The 17,182-nt window shown below is 36.3% G+C and carries 15 protein-coding genes and 1 riboswitch; of the genes, 6 read left to right on the top strand and 9 right to left on the bottom strand.

Annotated elements, in window-relative coordinates:
* Window positions 1-148: 148 nt before the first annotated feature.
* Window positions 149-1,141 (bottom strand): aromatic acid exporter family protein, encoded by a 993-nt coding sequence (locus ACHABU_RS16940; protein ID WP_435766143.1) that lies wholly within the window; start codon window positions 1,139-1,141, stop codon window positions 149-151.
* Between the two features lie 549 nt (window positions 1,142-1,690).
* On the opposite strand from ACHABU_RS16940, the gene ACHABU_RS16935 reads away from it, so the two are divergent.
* The 3 genes from ACHABU_RS16935 to ACHABU_RS16925 are packed head-to-tail and all read left to right on the top strand — an operon-like array spanning window position 1,691 to window position 3,367.
* The gene (locus tag ACHABU_RS16935; RefSeq protein WP_435766142.1) at window positions 1,691-2,137 is read left to right on the top strand and encodes a hypothetical protein; all 447 of its coding nucleotides are present in this window, start codon (window positions 1,691-1,693) and stop codon (window positions 2,135-2,137) included.
* A gap of 1 nt (window position 2,138) precedes the next feature.
* Window positions 2,139-2,354 (top strand): helix-turn-helix transcriptional regulator, encoded by a 216-nt coding sequence (locus ACHABU_RS16930; RefSeq protein WP_435766141.1) that lies wholly within the window; start codon window positions 2,139-2,141, stop codon window positions 2,352-2,354.
* 38 nt (window positions 2,355-2,392) lie between these two features.
* Complete coding sequence (locus ACHABU_RS16925; protein WP_435766140.1) at window positions 2,393-3,367, top strand: NAD(P)-dependent alcohol dehydrogenase; 975 nt, start codon at window positions 2,393-2,395, stop codon at window positions 3,365-3,367.
* Window positions 3,368-3,689: 322 nt separating this feature from the next.
* Here ACHABU_RS16925 and ACHABU_RS16920 read toward each other — a convergent pair whose 3' ends face one another.
* The 4 genes from ACHABU_RS16920 to ACHABU_RS16905 form a co-directional block, all read right to left on the bottom strand.
* Window positions 3,690-4,457, bottom strand: coding sequence for an ABC transporter ATP-binding protein (locus ACHABU_RS16920; protein ID WP_435766139.1), 768 nt, complete (start codon window positions 4,455-4,457; stop codon window positions 3,690-3,692).
* Window positions 4,458-4,534: 77 nt separating this feature from the next.
* Window positions 4,535-6,889, bottom strand: a complete 2,355-nt coding sequence (locus ACHABU_RS16915) for an FtsX-like permease family protein (protein WP_435766138.1) — start codon at window positions 6,887-6,889, stop codon at window positions 4,535-4,537.
* 441 nt (window positions 6,890-7,330) lie between these two features.
* Complete coding sequence (locus tag ACHABU_RS16910; RefSeq protein ID WP_435766137.1) at window positions 7,331-8,266, bottom strand: NADP-dependent oxidoreductase; 936 nt, start codon at window positions 8,264-8,266, stop codon at window positions 7,331-7,333.
* Window positions 8,267-8,859: 593 nt separating this feature from the next.
* Complete coding sequence (locus ACHABU_RS16905) at window positions 8,860-9,654, bottom strand: GGDEF domain-containing protein (protein WP_435766136.1); 795 nt, start codon at window positions 9,652-9,654, stop codon at window positions 8,860-8,862.
* Between the two features lie 17 nt (window positions 9,655-9,671).
* A riboswitch (cyclic di-GMP riboswitch) is annotated at window positions 9,672-9,755 on the bottom strand.
* Window positions 9,756-9,952: 197 nt separating this feature from the next.
* On the opposite strand from ACHABU_RS16905, the gene ACHABU_RS16900 reads away from it, so the two are divergent.
* Entirely contained in the window at window positions 9,953-10,231 is a 279-nt protein-coding gene (locus tag ACHABU_RS16900; RefSeq protein WP_435766135.1) for a hypothetical protein, read from the top strand.
* Between the two features lie 217 nt (window positions 10,232-10,448).
* On the opposite strand, the gene ACHABU_RS16895 is transcribed toward ACHABU_RS16900, so the two are convergent.
* The 4 genes from ACHABU_RS16895 to ACHABU_RS16880 form a co-directional block, all read right to left on the bottom strand.
* Entirely contained in the window at window positions 10,449-11,300 is an 852-nt protein-coding gene (locus ACHABU_RS16895) for a creatininase family protein (protein WP_435766134.1), read from the bottom strand.
* A gap of 66 nt (window positions 11,301-11,366) precedes the next feature.
* Window positions 11,367-12,740: an MFS transporter gene (locus tag ACHABU_RS16890; protein ID WP_435766133.1), complete on the bottom strand. Its 1,374-nt coding sequence runs from the start codon at window positions 12,738-12,740 to the stop codon at window positions 11,367-11,369.
* A gap of 212 nt (window positions 12,741-12,952) precedes the next feature.
* Complete coding sequence (locus ACHABU_RS16885) at window positions 12,953-13,681, bottom strand: helix-turn-helix transcriptional regulator (RefSeq protein ID WP_435766132.1); 729 nt, start codon at window positions 13,679-13,681, stop codon at window positions 12,953-12,955.
* A gap of 718 nt (window positions 13,682-14,399) precedes the next feature.
* Window positions 14,400-14,564 carry a winged helix-turn-helix domain-containing protein gene (locus ACHABU_RS16880; RefSeq protein ID WP_435766131.1) on the bottom strand — a complete coding sequence of 55 codons (165 nt, stop codon included), beginning with the start codon at window positions 14,562-14,564 and terminating at the stop codon, window positions 14,400-14,402.
* A gap of 444 nt (window positions 14,565-15,008) precedes the next feature.
* On the opposite strand from ACHABU_RS16880, the gene ACHABU_RS16875 reads away from it, so the two are divergent.
* Together ACHABU_RS16875 and ACHABU_RS16870 are read left to right on the top strand one after the other, a co-directional pair.
* The gene (locus ACHABU_RS16875) at window positions 15,009-16,112 is read left to right on the top strand and encodes a chloride channel protein (RefSeq protein ID WP_435766130.1); all 1,104 of its coding nucleotides are present in this window, start codon (window positions 15,009-15,011) and stop codon (window positions 16,110-16,112) included.
* A 170-nt stretch (window positions 16,113-16,282) separates the two neighbouring features.
* Window positions 16,283-16,894 carry a DUF421 domain-containing protein gene (locus ACHABU_RS16870; protein ID WP_435766129.1) on the top strand — a complete coding sequence of 204 codons (612 nt, stop codon included), beginning with the start codon at window positions 16,283-16,285 and terminating at the stop codon, window positions 16,892-16,894.
* Window positions 16,895-17,182: the final 288 nt, after the last annotated feature.

The following is a 17,182-nucleotide window of genomic DNA, read 5'->3' as shown; positions in this document are numbered from 1 at the left end:
TAATAAATAAATAGTCAAATGATTGTTTGAATGATTTATATCAATATAACAATAAAAAAGGTTAGTTTCTAATGTTTAGAAACTAACCTTTTTGGAGATTTTAACCATCAAGGAAAAATACCTCTCCACACGGTCCACTTGCAAAGGATTACCTTAGCGTCGTAGGAGACCGATCCTTTATTCCCTTTTTAGCAAAAAGCTTCTTTTTTATCTTTAAGTAATTTTCTATTTCATAGATTAAATAAAATAAATTCGCTCTTATTTCGAATTCGTCTCTCGTTGTTGGCAGTTCCGTTACACGAATTTCTGCTTTACATTCTTCTAACTTTTCCAAGGAAATCTCCGTTGTATCTTTTGCATGGACATTTTCACTTAAATACGCTAAGAAGTTTGCAAACATTTCCTTCTGTTCAACATGAATTTCGAATGAAGACACATTAGCGACAACTTGTGTCATTTGTTGTAGTCGTTCCAGTTGGTTCTCTCGCATTTCCAGATAATAATAATCTTTATTTTGTTTTCTTAGTAGATGATTTTCTACATCTTGAATGGCAACGCTCTTGGACTCATTAATGATCTCTCCTGCCTCGAGTATCTCTTTCCCGTCCCACTCTCGCTCTCTATCTCTTAAAAACGCAGAGAATTCGTAGAGAATAATTGAAAATTTTTGTTCAATATGCTTTTTATGTGTTTCAATATCTTTCTTAAAATTAGGCATGAAACTGTTAACGATTAAAGCAATACCCATTCCTATGACGATAATATAAAACTCATTTAAAAAGATTTCCCCGTTGACATCTTTTACCGTATAAATATGTAAAACGACTACCATACTCGTGATAAAACCACCCTGGATATGTAGTTTTACAAGGATTGGTACAAACAGTACAATAAAAATGGAAAATACGAATGGATTATAACCAAATAGTTCAAAAATCAAACCACCTAGAAACATAGATAAAATAGAGGCGAAAAACTTTTTTTGAATCGTATGTAATGTCTTTTTCTTCGTCTTCTCAATACACATGATGACGATAATAGCCGCAAATGTAGCAAATCCCAAATTCATTAAACTCGCAATCCAAATTGCCAGCCCTGCTCCTATAGCAGTTTTCAGTGTCCGCTGCCCCATACCAACCATACCAGCACCATCCATCTTATGTTTTTATTATTAATCGTTGCATATTTCTATGTAAACTGCAAGGCGCGCAGTTAACCTAAAATTATGAGGTCCACGGGGACAGGTTCCTTGGCCCATACTTAACCTAAATACTTTGGAACAAGGAACCTCTTCCAACTGTCACATGAATGATCAAAATGAAGTAAATAAAAAGGAACGGTATTATTAACCGTTCCTGAAACTTACCTCGGAAGCCACTCCCCATATCGCTTCATACTAACATTTTCCGTATATTCATCCAAATCCCTCAATTGTTTCACAACAGTAGCCACATTTAATCCTTCAACAATTTCATTGATTGTGCAATACCAGATTTAGCATAGGCTTTACGTCCATCGCCGTTTTCAGTAGTGGTGTATATAAGTGGTATGAAGGTCCATGGTTCCTGTCCCCATGGACCTACCCATGGACCTACCCATGGACCTAATGTAAAATATACTTGACTTCATGTAAGTTTCATTTTACAATATGTATATAAAAGTTAACTTTTAAAAATCAGGGAGGGAAAAGATGACTTATCAAGTGAAAAAGCATATTGTTTCATTGGTAAGCACCATTATTATTTTCGGGTTGTATAGTATGTTCGTATTTCAAGCGTATCAGGAAAAAATGATGGATTCGGCAGAGTTGTTCGTATTTTTTGCTACAGCGATTGTCATTTTAATTCCAATTAGCATCGTGGTAACCATTATTATTGATATTTTGTTTAATATCATTAATAGAATGGCTGCAAACGAGAAAGAGCCAGCTTTTGCCGATGAACTTGATAAACTGATTGAATTAAAGGCTATGAGGAATGGGCATTATATTTTCATCATTGGGTTTGTGGTCGCGATGTTAGCAGTTGTGTTAGGATCGCCACCAACGATGATGTTTGTGATTCTTTATATATCTGGATTTATCTCGGATGTCTTCGAGAAGATCACATCAATATATCTTTATTTGAGAGGGATTTAATATGCAGAAATGTCATATTCACAATAATATACGAAGCTTACGGTTTAATCATAATGAAATTACCCAGCAACAGTTAGCAGACGAGGTGGGTGTGACACGTCAGACGATTTTATCCCTTGAAAAAGGAAATTATTCACCATCTTTGGAATTAGCTTTTCGTATTGCTCGTCACTTTGATTTAGCGATTGAAGAAGTCTTTACGTTTGAAGAAAAATAATCGGTTATAATTAAAATTTTCCTATTGGGGGAATATGGATGAAAGCAATTGTTCAGGCTCAGTATGGTTCACCGGAAGTGCTTCAGTTAAAAGATGTAGAAAAACCAACACCATTAGCGAATCAAGTGCTTGTTAACGTACGCGCTTCATCGTTAAACAAAGGAAATGTAGTCTTACTGCGAGGCAAACCATTTCTAGTACGTTTAGCATTTGGTTTAACAAAGCCCAAATTCACAGTGCCAGGTGGCGATGTGGCTGGAGTTATTGAGGCAATTGGTAAGGATGTTCAGAAATTCAAGGTTGGGGATGAAGTATTTGCTGATTTGTCGGCAAGTGGCTGGGGTGCTTTTGCTGAATATGTATCGGTTCCAGAGAATGAAGTGGTCGTGAAACCAGCAAACCTCTCCTTTGAAGAAGCCGCAGCCGTTCCGATGGCAGGATTAACGGCATTACAGGGGCTAAAGAAAGGAAACATCAAGCGAGGAGACAAAGTCCTTATTAACGGAGCGTCAGGCGGTGTTGGAACGTTCGCCGTACAAATTGCCAAAGCCTATGGTGCCTTTGTTACTGCGATATGTAGTACAAGAAATGTAGATTTGGTGCATTCACTAGGGGCTGATGAGGTCATTGATTACACCGGGGAGGATATTACCGATCACGAAGAGCAGTATGACTTAATTATTGCGGTGAACGGCTATTATCCACTATCTGTCTATAAACGTGCGTTACGTCCGAATGGAAGATACGTGATGATTGGAGGATCTGATAATCAGTTAAACAAAGCGATGCTTTTTGCACTTTTTGCACCATTGCACTCGATGGCAGGGAAGAAGAAAATGACAAATCTGATGCAGAAGGCTAGTCAAGCAGATTTAGAGGAGTTAAGAAAGCTGATTGAAGTGGAAAAGGTAAAACCGATAATTGATGCGAGCTATAAGCTTAGTGATATTCAAAATGCTTTTCACTATTTGGAAGAAGGGCATGCGATGGGCAAGGTTGTTATTTCGGTGTGAAATACGTCTTTGGGAGGGTTGCTGGCACTCCCCATAGCTTCTTTTGAAATGACATTAACAGTATGCCTCATTGTGAAAGGGGTTAATGAAAAAATACTTCCTACTGTAGAAGCTACATGAACAGACTCTTCATTGAACTTAACTTATGTATTAATTGAGAAGGAAAATGGTGAGTATCTAAATAATACAAAAGATAGAGGTGTAAATCACATGATGATTTGCACCTCTATTTTATAATAGTATTTATTTAGTCCTATTCCTATAATTTCGAGAACCCTCATAATTTTCCCACTTGAAATTCATGTCGAATGCCACTAAAAGATTAGAACCCATTTTCCACTAACCATTTCATCAAGATTTCTTCTCTTACCTTTATGTCGCGATCCTGCTCGTCGTATTTACGCATTTTCTTCTGTGCCACAATATCCCCATCTACCATAAATAATACTCTTTCCGTTTTTGCTGCCACCTTTGCATCATGCGTAACAATCATGATTGTTGTGCCTTGTTTATTAATCTCTGCAAGAATGGACATTACCTCTCCTGATGCCTTGGAATCCAATGCTCCGGTCGGTTCGTCGCCAAATATGATATCCGGATCATTGATCAATGCTCTACAGATGGCGACTCTCTGCAGCTGACCGCCAGAAGCTTGCGTGATATTATGATCCGCAAGCTTTTCAATATCAATCATTTCCAACAATTTTTTTGCTTTTTGATGTACCGCATCTTTATCCGCATCTTTTGATACAAGCGCAGGAAACATTACATTGTCTATTAGTGAGAGATTCTTTAAAAGATTAATATCCTGAAAGATAAATCCCATGTGACTCAGCCGAATCTTCGCCAGTTCTTCTTCTTTTAGTGTGCTGATTTCACTGCCTTTAAATTTCACACTGCCAGAAGTCATTCGATCCATGCCGCTCACATTATACAGAAGTGTTGATTTCCCGCTTCCGGATGGTCCCATGACCGATACGAATTCCCCTTCTTCAATTTCCAGGTTGACATCTTTTAAAATATGAAGCTCATGATTTTTTACTAATTCTACTTTTTTGTTCATACTTCTTGCTTCTAAGATATTGCTCAAAAATATCCCTCCAATCGCATCTATTTATTCATTGTCTATATCTGAAGAGCCACCTGTCCAGACTTTTTCAGCAAGTTCTAACTCTTTAAATCAACAGATAAATCATCTTTGACTGATACCCTGCAACATACAGATATCGTAAAACCAACTACTGTAATTAGCGCTAATGGACATAGTAGCCATGTCTGCCATGCAACATTCACTAATTCAATTTTTGCTACTCCCATACTGGACATGGCCATACTGATAAGAAACTCTCCTAAATAATTCGAAACCAGCACGCCAAGTATGATTCCCATTACAAGGACCATCACCGTTCCTGCCATATATTGATTACTAATTTGCTTTGAAGTTAATCCCAAACTCCGCATAATGGCAATCTGAGACACATCCTTTGTTAATAACATTCGAAGGAATAATGCCGTAATTAATACAGCAATGATTAATGCAATGGCAATTCCGCCTATTACAATCGTGCTCATCCTATCAATGATATTTCCAAGCGTCTGCTTTGTATATTCTTTGATGTCATTTACCTGGGCAGAATCTAAAGATTTCTGATATTCGTCCATTTTCTCTTGAAGATCAACGCTCCCAGCGACATCCATGTACAAAATATACCAGAGTACCGCATCTTCATTTACTCCAAGACTAGTATCCGCCTTTGCTGTTTTGCCGCCATTTGTAATATCTTGATAAATACCGCTTACTGTCAACGTCAATTCTTGCCCGTCAGCCTTTACGGTTACTTCATCTCCAACTTTCTTGTTTAATGCGTCTTCCTGCGCATTGGCAAAGGAAAGTGAGATTTCTCCTTCGTCCTCCGGTGCTCTCCCTTCTAAATAATTTAATGGAAATACGGAAAAATCTCCGGTTTCAATATTCATATAATCCCAGGCATTTTCTGCATTTTTGACTTGGTAGGAACTGGTAATGTAAGCCGCATACTTTTCAATATCTGAATCATACTGCAGTTCTTCCTGCAGCTTCTGAAAGTCTTCAGTAATCGTATCTGTCCTCCTGAGATCGATTCTCATGTCGGATTTACCGATTCCCATATAGGTGGAAAATTCCGGTGAATGCATCGTGTTATACATATTTAATGGAAGAATTATAATAAACGTACATACGGCAAAAATAAATAGCAGCAATCTGTATAATTTAAAGCGCATCCCTACATCCCTAAGTCCCATATAGATATTGCTGCTGAAAAACTTATTCTTCACAAGCGGATAACGGTATTTTTGGTTCTTTCCACGTTCGTTAAAATCTCTCCGCAATGCTTCGACGGCAGAAATTTTATCAATTCGTTTCAGTACCTTCTTGCAGTACATAACAATCATGAAATAGATAAGGAATGGAGCAATAAGTGATAATATATATTTTAAGTTTCCGGATAAATCTGATGATAGATAAAGTCTCATATTCCCGTTAAACAGATCGATTACTGCAAAGGAAATCAGATAACCGATGATACCGGCTGCTACTGCCAGGACTCTGTATTTGTTAAGATATACCTTCTTGATATCTTTTCTGGATATTCCGATTGCTTTCATTACACCGATTTCTCTTAAATCTTCATCAATCGTTGCCAGAAAAGTCAGTCTGATACAGAGCGAAGCGATAATAATCAGCAGAACACTAATCAGTATAATGACCATTGCAACGGTCGCATCGGACATGGCATTAAACAACCGGAATACCTTTCCTCCAATTAAAGGACCGTTTGCTGGAAGATCTGCTTCGATATAGGCCGTCTGAAGTCCTTGAGGATCCGCGTTTTCATTCAGTTTGAATTCAATCAGATATTCCAGCTCCCCTGCCTTTATTGAAAGCATGTCATCATAGTCCGCTGGATGAATCACAAACCGTTTTGATGAGGTAAGCGAAGCGTTCATTTCATAATCTCTTGCATAATCTGAGATGACAAACTCTTTCTCATACCCTCCGCTGTTCACCGTAATTACATCACCTATTTTGAGGTTATAAAGTTCCATGAAATAGATGGGAACAGCAACGAAACCTTCCTTTACATCCAGCTTCTCATTATCCAGATCCAGGATAAAATCAAATTTCTTATTCTGAACAACAAATGAAATATCCTGTATCGTTCCAGCCATCGATTGATTATTGCCAAAATGAATATGACGTCCATCCATATTCAGAAGAACCATCGTCTCCTGCATTGCTATGTTCTCTCGTTGCTCTTCAGTAAATTGATCGATTGCTTCTTGGTCATATTCACCGGAATGCATCTGCGTAATATCAGCAGGTACTGCACTTTCCTCAAGATCAGACAGTGACTGCATCAGATTGGCAATGATATTTGTTCCACTAGCTGCCAAAATAACTGCTAAAGTTATAAAGACAAATACGGATATTGTTGAAATTTTATTCCTGAGAAGATCGTTCTTTACCATTTTAAAAAACAAACTTTTACCTCCTTTCTTCATCGATAATTTTACATGCTGGTTTCTTAACAGACTGACCTGAATGATTATTGAACTTACTAAAGTAATCATATAAATTAGTATCTATTAGGTAAACCTGCTTGAGTCTAATTATTTACTAAGCCCTCAGCCCTATTTTTCTAATATTATAAAATATATAAATAGAAATGGATCAAGAGGAAGTGGATAAGTAAAAATTGCTTCAACTGCAACTGACAATCAAGAGTTAATGAAAAATGATGTCGGCCCCTAATTGCTAAAAACTAATTGGGACAAGAAACCTGTCCCCACGGTCCACATGAGGAAGATGACTAACCTGTGCTCCAATAAATGGTTAAAAAAATTGCTGGTGATTTCTCACCATAAAAAATACCCGATAATGATGGTTAGTCATTATTGGGTATTTTTTGGACTTTACACCGATTATTTAACTTTTATTACAATTTTCCCTTTGGCATGATGTGTCTCACTTAATTCATGTGCTTTTTGTAACGCTTCTGCTGAAAAATCAAATACACTACCCACTTGAGGCTTAAGTATTCTTTTCTCAAGTAATTCGCCTATTTCACCTAGCTGTTTACCATTTGGCGTTAACCAATAGGAGCTTGCTGTTACTTGATGCTTTTCTATTAATGCTGGATCGGGTTGTCCGGCAATAGTTACTAGTCTGCCACCAGGCTTTAATATTTGGAAGCTTTTATTTAAAATGTCGCCGCCCATTGTATCAATGACTACATCATAATCACTTAATTCTTCTTCAAATTGTTGTATGCGGTAATTAATGAATTCATCTGCACCTAGCTCTTTTACATATGCTTCATTTTTTTCACTCGCTGTTGTAGCGACATAGGCACCCAAATGTTTTGCCATTTGAATGGCCAAACTTCCTACACCACCAGCTCCAGCATGGATGAGTACTTTATCTCCTTGCTTGACTTTTGTATTATCCACTAAACACTGCCAAGCGGTTAAACCTGCTAATGGAATAGAGGCAGCTTCTTCAAATGTCAGGTTGCTAGGCTTTTTCGCAAGCAATTCCTCATCCACAGTCGTAAATTCCGCATAAGTACCTTCAGCGGTAGTATCCGGTCGTGCAAAAACTTCATCCCCGACCTGAAAATACGTCACTTCACTTCCAACTTCAACGATCTTACCAGCAACATCCCAGCCAAGGATAATTGGGAATGTCCAATCAAGCATCTGCTTTAAGTAACCCGCACGAAGCTTCCAATCAATCGGATTAATGGAAGTTGCATAAACCTCAACAAGTACTTGGTTTGCTTTTATTTCTGGTTTCGGTAGCTCCTGCTCCACCAACACATTTTTACTACCATATTCATTGATGACAACTGCACGCATGAATAGCACTCCCTTTTACGAAATATATTTGCAAGCTCTAGTATTAGTTTCTTCCTAAGAAGTCATTCCTTCTCTCCAGAGCTTGATAAAAACTCTAACATAAGATTTTCACTTCCATGTATCTAATTGATACACAATATATCTTAGCTTCTAATAACTTGAAATCAAAATAAATTGCTTAGAAGGTGGTAGATTATGGATCAAATCACCTTCTCTTTAATAGGGTAGCGTCAGGAAAATGCGGATTTACACAACGTTAAGCAGATTACAACATAGAAATCGGTTCCTAACACGATAGGAACCGATTTTTTGATTTGTGTTAAGCTAATGCACCAGTTAGTGATTACTCAGCTTCTTTTAAGAAAGAAAATATACTTAACTAATCCGATTGCCTAAAAAGTACCATAGGGATGCTTTCAATCATTTACTAGTAACAATATCTCTTCATAAGGACCATACACTTCTATTTCGTACTCTTCTTGAAGCAAAGTACACCGTTAGTACAAAATAGAGGTTTACTTTAAAATAATAAGCTCCAATATTTAATATCAATTAAAAATTGCTATCTGATTTCTACCGTTTTCTTTTGCTTTTTATAACGCATTATCGGTCTTTTCGATAAACGTTTCTACTTCCTCTCCACTGTAAGAAGATACTCCAATGCTGATTGTAAAATGGATGCGTTCGTTGTTATAAGTAAAATCCGATTTTTCTATAGACTCACGTATACGTTCTGCTAGGATTAGTCCTTCTTCAGCGTCGGTGTTTGGCATAATAACTGCGAATTCTTCCCCTCCAAAACGAACAAAAGCATCTGAGTTTCTTACATTACTTCCAATCATATTTGAAATATGCTTAAGTGCTTCGTCCCCACATTGATGACCGTAATGATCATTAACTTTCTTGAAATGGTCTATATCTAACAACAAAAAAATTAGAGGATTGTTATTCTTTTTACTAAAAGGAATCGTTTTTTCCATAAAAAAATCAAAATACCTTCGATTATAAATTCCAGTTAACGCATCGGTAATAGTCAATTCTTCCACTTCTTTTAACAAGTTGGAAGATTTAATTATGAAATACCCAACAAATACAGTGACGGACCAATTAATCATTGAACCAAAGATAAGTTCGATCATCAGATTTGTCTCGATGCTAGTTCTCTGCGTAACCTCTGTTGTGAACTTCAAAGCAGTGTAAAAGATGCTAGCTCCTATAATTACTTTCCATTTCGGATACATATAAACTATCATGATAGTCGGAATTAGAAAGAGATTCCAAGTCCTAGGATAATGTCTATTCGCTTCATCCGTTAAAATCGTGTCTATGACAACAGGGGAAAACGTAAATAAAATAATTATTAAGTAGTAAAAACCTTTTCTTTTCAATTTCTTTCGTTACTCCTTTCGGTAATCCAGCCATCGTTGCTTAATGCTTTAGATCTGTGATTTTGCGTCATTACCTTTCGATAATTTTGCCTTTTTCAATAGAGTTGCTAAGTAAATAAGTATACAACATTAGATGCGATGCTTCCAAGGTTTTACTAAATAATCTGATTTTCATCTGTATCCATTGTCTAATATTGAACTACTACACATTAGTCAAAGAGCTTCTCTACTTATTGTAGAAACGCACCAGTTTGATGAATAAGGTCTTATACGTTGTCATAAAGTATCAGTAACAGCATTGCTAAGGAGAGTAGGCAAATGGTTAGATTTTAAAAGTAAAAAAGTTGTCTTAGTAACTTTGATTAGTGGATTAGTTCTATTCCTAATCGTTAATTTTAATGGAAAGTCGTTGGATGAAGATAATAAAAGTAATGGAGGAAGCAATCTTACATTTGAACAGCAAATTAAAAATTTTGGAGAAAAACAAACGAGTAAAGTCCCCAAAGATTACACACCAGAAGAAGCAATGGAGAATGGCGATATCACTCCAACTAACAGGCAACATCCTTACAAATAAGAAAAAACGTGTTTCAATTAATCAGTTGTCATTGCTTTTTAGCAATCCTCCTATTTCGTGCATTTTCTTATAATAAAACGCACACTAAATTGCGCAATCATTTGTAACAAAAAATGACTACCAAATCAGCATACAATTTGATAGTCACTTTCACTTATATTTTTAATGTTTGCGCTAGGTAACGGAACCCGTTCGTATTATTTACGGTCCCTGAAACTTACCTCGGAAGCCACTCCCCATATCGCTTCATACTAACATTTTGCGTATATTCATCCAATTCCCTCAATTGCTTCACAACAGTAACCATATCTAACCCCTCAACAATTTCATTGATCGCTGCGACACCAGATTTGGCATAGCCTTCACGTTCATCTGCCGTTTTCAATAATGGTGTATATAAGTGGTCGGAAGCATGGTCAAAATAATAGCCAACCGCACCGGATTGTAGTGCATATTTTCCAAGGGGCGATGCTGGATGGTCCGCATTTGCTTTCATTACTTTTTCCACATCATAGCTAACAGATTTGGACTCTGGTACGTTAAGTGGAACATCTTCCAATCTACCTAAGATGTCATAGGCACCTATCGCCATATCATTGAATTTCTCAAAGAAGTTAAACGATAAGTCTTTCACGGTTCCAATCGTCACCATTAAGTCCATATAAAGAATAGGTGCTTTGGTACGGTCAAAAAAGTCGCGGATCATTGGACCAACTGTTAAATATGCTGGTCCATGTAAAGTAACATAAACTTGTCTTCTGAATCCTTGATGAAGTAGTGACTGTGCAATTCTATCTAAGTATGCTGCACCGTCTTTTGTTGTCATTTGTACTGTTCCACGTCCAGTAGGAGTTGCTCCTGCAAAGAAATATGGGAGATTATGAAGAACCAGTCCATCCGCAGCCTCCGCCATTTTCAATGCAAACGCTTCTGCCAAAACCGTTTCTGAATCTAGTGGCAATGCACCATGTGTTTCTGTTACGCCGACTGGAATAAAGATAAGATCATTTTTATCTAGATACGCTTCTACTTCCCCGTTTGTTAGTTTCGATAAAAATCTTGTACGCATGTTTATCTCTCCTATCTATTTATTGCTATAGGAATTCTACTAATAGATTCCTATAGAGTAAATGAATTATGATGATTTTCTTCTTAATTCTAGCTCCTCATACATCGCATTTGTCTTCTTACCGTTTAAGTTAAAGATGAACAATAGACCAATCAACATGAGTGTAAACGCGATAATTGGCAAGCCATTGTACATACGAAGAACACCTTCTGCCACTTCTTGTGATTGCGAAGTAGATCCAGTAGCATATCCTACCCAACCAAGGGAATAACTACCTAATGCAGATCCAACCCCCATACCGACTTTACGGGAAAAGGAATAAATCGAATAAAGCGTTCCGTCATATCGTTTTCCAGTTTGCATTTCTGTATAATCCAAAGCATCTGCTACAAGTGCCCAAACAATCATAACAAAAACACTATTCGCTAGCATGCCGATATTATAAACCGTAATATAAAGATAAACGTTTTCAATTGTTAACAAGGTTAGGAATGCCATTGCAATGATACTAAAAGTAGATGTTGCAATCACTAGATTACGCTTTCCAAATAATTTCACTAATTTTGGTAGGAAAAGGAACAAAATTAACATAATCCCTATTTGTACAAAGGAGTTAATCGTAAAGGCACTTGGACTACCGAAGTACTCTGCAAATACAATTGGGGCTAATTGGGTTACCCCATTGATAACAATTAACGAACCAACAGAAGCAACCATCATCCCGACTAATTGTCTATTTTTCAATGCTGCTGTTAAAGCATCTTTAAATTTATAGTCTATTTTCTTACCAACTGGATTGTCATCTCTTACACGTTCCGTTGAAAGCTTCACCAGACCTGTGTAAGCAAGCAATGAACAAACCGCAAAGACAATCGAGATAATAAAGAATGCATCTGGAATAATTGCACCATTACTATCATAGATAAACATTGGTACGAAAGAAAGTGCCCCAATTCCAACAATCAATCCACCAACCGCACGTGCACGCGATAATTTTGTACGTTCAATTGGATCTTGCGTAATAACCGCTGCAAGTGACCCATAAGGAATCGAATCCGCAGTATAAGCGATGCCGTAAAATAAGTACACAAAGACTACCCAAACATGAGTCGCCGCTGTACCCCAACTTGATACATCTGCAAACGCCAACAATACTGCTGCAGCTAAGAACCATTTGGATATACTAATATATGGTAAGAACTTGTCCCCACTTTTTCCGATTTTCCATCGGTCTGGAATGCTTCCCATAATAACATCGGTGAACGCGTCAAAGATTCTGGAAACTAAAAATAAGGTCCCCATGAAGTATGGGCTTACTCCTAATACGGAGGTTACAAATAATAGAAAGAAACCTCCGATATATAAATTAACAAAGCTACCTCCAATATCTCCTAAAGCATAGCCAAACTGGTCTCGCACACCAAACTTTCTCTGTTTCATCTTGAACCCTCCCGTTAATAGTTAATTTTTCTATCTAGGCGTGTTTATTACTTTGTTTTGTATATAAAGTAATAAATAATTGATATGAAAGCGCTTAAAACCTATAAGACTATTATATTGTAAATGCTTACATTAGTTTTAATCTAAAATCACCTGTTTTTATACTAATATTGCATTTTATATATGAAAAGGAAATCAAGACGCAAAACAAACTATTCCTCCAAACTGTTTAAATGTGCTTTCCTGAAGGTTTTTGGCGTAACTCCTTCTTCTTTCTTAAATATCTTAGAAAAATACTGAGGGTTATTAAATCCAACCATGATGGCAATATCTGTCATCGAAAGATTTGAATGAATAAGAAGTTCTTTTGCTTCTTTTATTCGCTTTTGATTACGCCAATGGCTAATCGTAGTCCCCTTCTCTTTCTTAAACGCACGCATAAGGTGGGATGGGTGGACGTGTAAATCATGCGCCATCTCTTCTATCAAAAACTCTTCAGCAAAGTTGGTTTCTATATAATGAATAGCTTTATCCGCAATACTAGGATTTGTGATTTTGTCGTAACGAATGGAGGGATCTGCATATTCATCAATCATGTTCAGATGAATCGTATCAAGTTTAGAAATTTGCTCGGTATGCTCAATCATTATTGCATACTTTTCCGAGATAAAGTGGGATTGCGCAGCGTTGAGTCCCCCTTTTTCAGCACTATAACTATAAAGGGAATTATGTGACAGCAGGAAATTCTTATAAGAACGAAGCATGTTCCCAGGTACGCGTTTAAAAATATTCAAGGAATCCTCTTTCAAGACCTTCAATATTTCCTGCTTATAGTAGTCCATTTGCTTTGTATTGCAAGTTAGGATTGCTTGAAGAAATGCTTCTCTACTTTGATGATCTTGTTCAATTCTTTGATTCATGGGGCTGCTATTCACTTCCATAGATGGATTCTCCCTGCTATATCGTTGTTTAAATAAAACGATTTTTAATTCTCTATATTCATATTATAGTTAAGAAACTAAAAAAAGAAATGATTCCCGATCATTATGAGGCATCATTTCTCTTTAGATAAAGGGTAAAGGTATTCATCAGAGCTCTCTTTATACTGATTGTAAAAAATAATGATCGCCATTTAAAGATTCCAAACTTTAATAATCTTTGTAATCCCTCCTCTTAGCTATTATTGTGACTGGTATACTTAGTAGTTTCTTCAAAGAAATCAATATCTAATTTCTTAGTGACAAATACCTCTTCATTTGTTACCCCCACATCTACATCATATTTAAGTCAATTGTTGGCCATCAATTAAAATAACTCATTTATCAATTGAACCTGCATACTCATTCATATGCGTGCATTGAAAATTTCGCTGTTGTTATATATTCCATTTGAAGCATATTATGGTTCTCAATAATAAGCTCTAATGGTGTCTGTTGATCATCCTCAGTTGGTTGTTTTATTATTGTCGTTTCATTATTTTTTTTATTAATGAATTGATTAAAGCTATCATAACGTGTTAAAAAACTTCTGTTGATGTAGTTCACTTTTGGATCATTTAATATGTTTAAACCTTCATTTGTGATGTAAATACCGCTCTTCTTACTACTTTAATAAGTCCGACTTTATTTAGGTAAGTTCTCGTTCACCCTATCCTATTTACTAACACAATTTGTTTTCCAATTGCAATGTTTCTTCAATTTCTTCTTCCATTAATTTGAAATAAACCGCAAGTTCTTTATACAAATCTTTTAGTCGATGTTCCTTTCCGTCTTTTAAAATTTGAAGAAAAGGATACATAAAATCTTGAAAACCTGAAATAGCCATAAAACCGCCCCTAACTGTTTTTATATCATTTGCTTGCTTTAGAATGTTTAGTAGTAGGTCTACGGGGACAGATTCATCGTCCCGTAGACCTAAAAACTGATTGGGACAAGGAACCTGTCCCCCACGGTCCTCTTGAATGGGTTCACTTTCATAATTGGCTATTCAATCTTTATTTTAATAATTTTAATACGATAGGCAACAATAGAATTGATTTTCCCTAAAGAAAGAAAAGAGGTGAATTGGTGAATGTTGTTAAAGTATAAAAACTTTTTTTCAGTTCTAGTTCTATGGATTATCCTTGGAAGCATAATTGGTATAGTTGTCGGCTCGACAACCAATTTTCTTTTAGAGACAAACGATTTTCTAGGAGATGATATACGATCAAAAAGAGATTGGCTTATCTTCTTTCTCCCCTTTGGAGGAATTATCATAGGATACATATATATGAACTACGGAAAGGTATTTTTGAATAATACGTTGAATGACACTGCTGAACTAAATAATTTGGTAATAGATTCAGTTCATGGAAAAAAAGAGGTTCCGCGGAGAATGGGACCTATCGTCTATTTCGCAACTTTTGTTACAGTCCTTTTTGGAGGTTCAACTGGAAGAGAAGGTGCAGCTGTCCAAATGGGAGGAAGTGTAGCTGCAACGGTCAATAAATTTTTTAAGGTAAGCAGATTAGACAAGAAAATTTTTATAATGAGCGGTATAAGTGCAGGTTTTGGTGCTGCCTTTGGAGCACCTATAACAGGTGCTGTTTTTGGGATGGAGATGACTGCTTTAGGAAAGCTGAAATTTGAAGCACTTGTTCCTTGTCTTACGGCAAGCTTTGTTGGTCACTATGTAACTACAGCAGCTTGGGGACATAAACACGAAGAATTTATCATACAAACCGTACCGGAAATATCTATTAGTACATTTATAATAGTCATTCTTCTATCAGTCATTTTTAGCCTAATAAGTGTTTTATACTGTCAGTTGAGACATGGGATAGAAAAATTCTCTGAGAAAGTTTTCAAAAAAAACCATATGAAAAGAGCATTTTTTGGAGGTATTATCATTGTAGCATTAACTTTAATCGTTGGTTCACAGGATTACAATGGCCGAGGATTACAGATGTTAGAACAATCTTTTATAGAAGACGTTCCAACCTTTGCTTTCCTGGCCAAGCTAATATTTACAGCAGTAACGCTTGGTACCGGCTTTGTTGGCGGTGAAGCTATACCTTTATTTTTCATTGGAGCAACATTAGGCAATACCTTACACACATTCATCGATTTACCTATGTCATTTCTCGCTGCATTAGGATTAATCGCTGTTTTTAGTGGAGGGGCTAATACCCCTATAGCAGCTTTTCTGCTGGCAATGGAGATGTTCGATGGAAAAGGGTTAGAGTACTTTTTTGTTGCTTGTTTAGTCAGCTATCTGTTCTCAGGACATCATGGACTATGGCCTTCTCAAAAAATATATGAGCCGAAGAGCAGGTTATATAATATTCTTCGCGCGGAAACTATTGAAAACGTTGAAAAAAAGAAAAAACGTTAGAAAATTAGACGTAAACAGCAAAATGCTGCCGTTTTATTGCTCTAGTTATATAAAGACACTTCACTAAAGAATAAATTAAATGTTTTCATCCACAATAAACAATAGATATTAAACCAGACAGAGGCAACTGTAAATATATTTTTAGCAACATTTGAAAAGAGGAGATATTTTTGGATTTACACTTCATATGGAAAGCTATTGTCGTTGTGATCGGAGGCGTTCTGATTTTACGGTTAGCTGGAAGAAAATCAATCTCACAGCTTACTGTTGCTCAGACTGTCATGATGATAGCTGTTGGGTCATTAATTATTCAACCTGTTGGCGATAGGAACATTTGGATTACAATGTTGATTACATTTTTAATGGTAGCTACACTTCTCTTTATTGAATATATCGTTTTGAAATCGAATGCGTTTGAAACTTTAATTTATGGGAAAGGACTTGTAGTAGTTGAAAATGGCCAAATTAATGAAAGCAATTTAAAGAAGTTGCGGTTAACAGTTGATATGCTAGAAGTACGAATGAGACAACAAAACATTCAGCATTTTACTGATTTACAATGGGCTACAATAGAAGCGAACGGTCAATTAGGATATATGTTAAAATCTGATAAACAATACGCTACTAAAGAGGATATTCAAATGCTGAGATCGCTGATTGAATCAAATCAATCGAACCCTCCAAATGAAACATCAAAAACTGAAACAAGTGTGTCAGATAACATATTTACTGAGGTTAAAAATAGAAAGCATAAAGAAAAACCTAAAGAGAATTTGGATTAACAGTAATGATAAAGGATTCCAACGAAGCATGATGATTTACGTTCTTGATCAAGGAACATTCTTTAGAAGAATTACTAGTTCGGCTGCATCTTTCCTCTGGAGACAAACAAGAAAACGGAATCTCTTGTTTTCCTTTGGGTGCCTGTGGTCAAGCCCCAAAAAAATAGACATTTTTAAAATACGACAAATCAACTAAGTTTCTTATAATTCAGAACGTATTGCTTTGGAGAGATGAATCCGAGTTTAGCTTGAATTCGTCTCTCATTGTAATATCGAATATTGCTGTAA

The sequence above is a fragment of the Oceanobacillus sp. CF4.6 genome (assembly GCF_051262635.1).
Classification (GTDB): domain Bacteria; phylum Bacillota; class Bacilli; order Bacillales; family Amphibacillaceae; genus Oceanobacillus.
The sequence above is the reverse complement of the archived record's forward strand: the minus strand, read 5'-3'. Positions and strand labels throughout refer to the sequence as shown.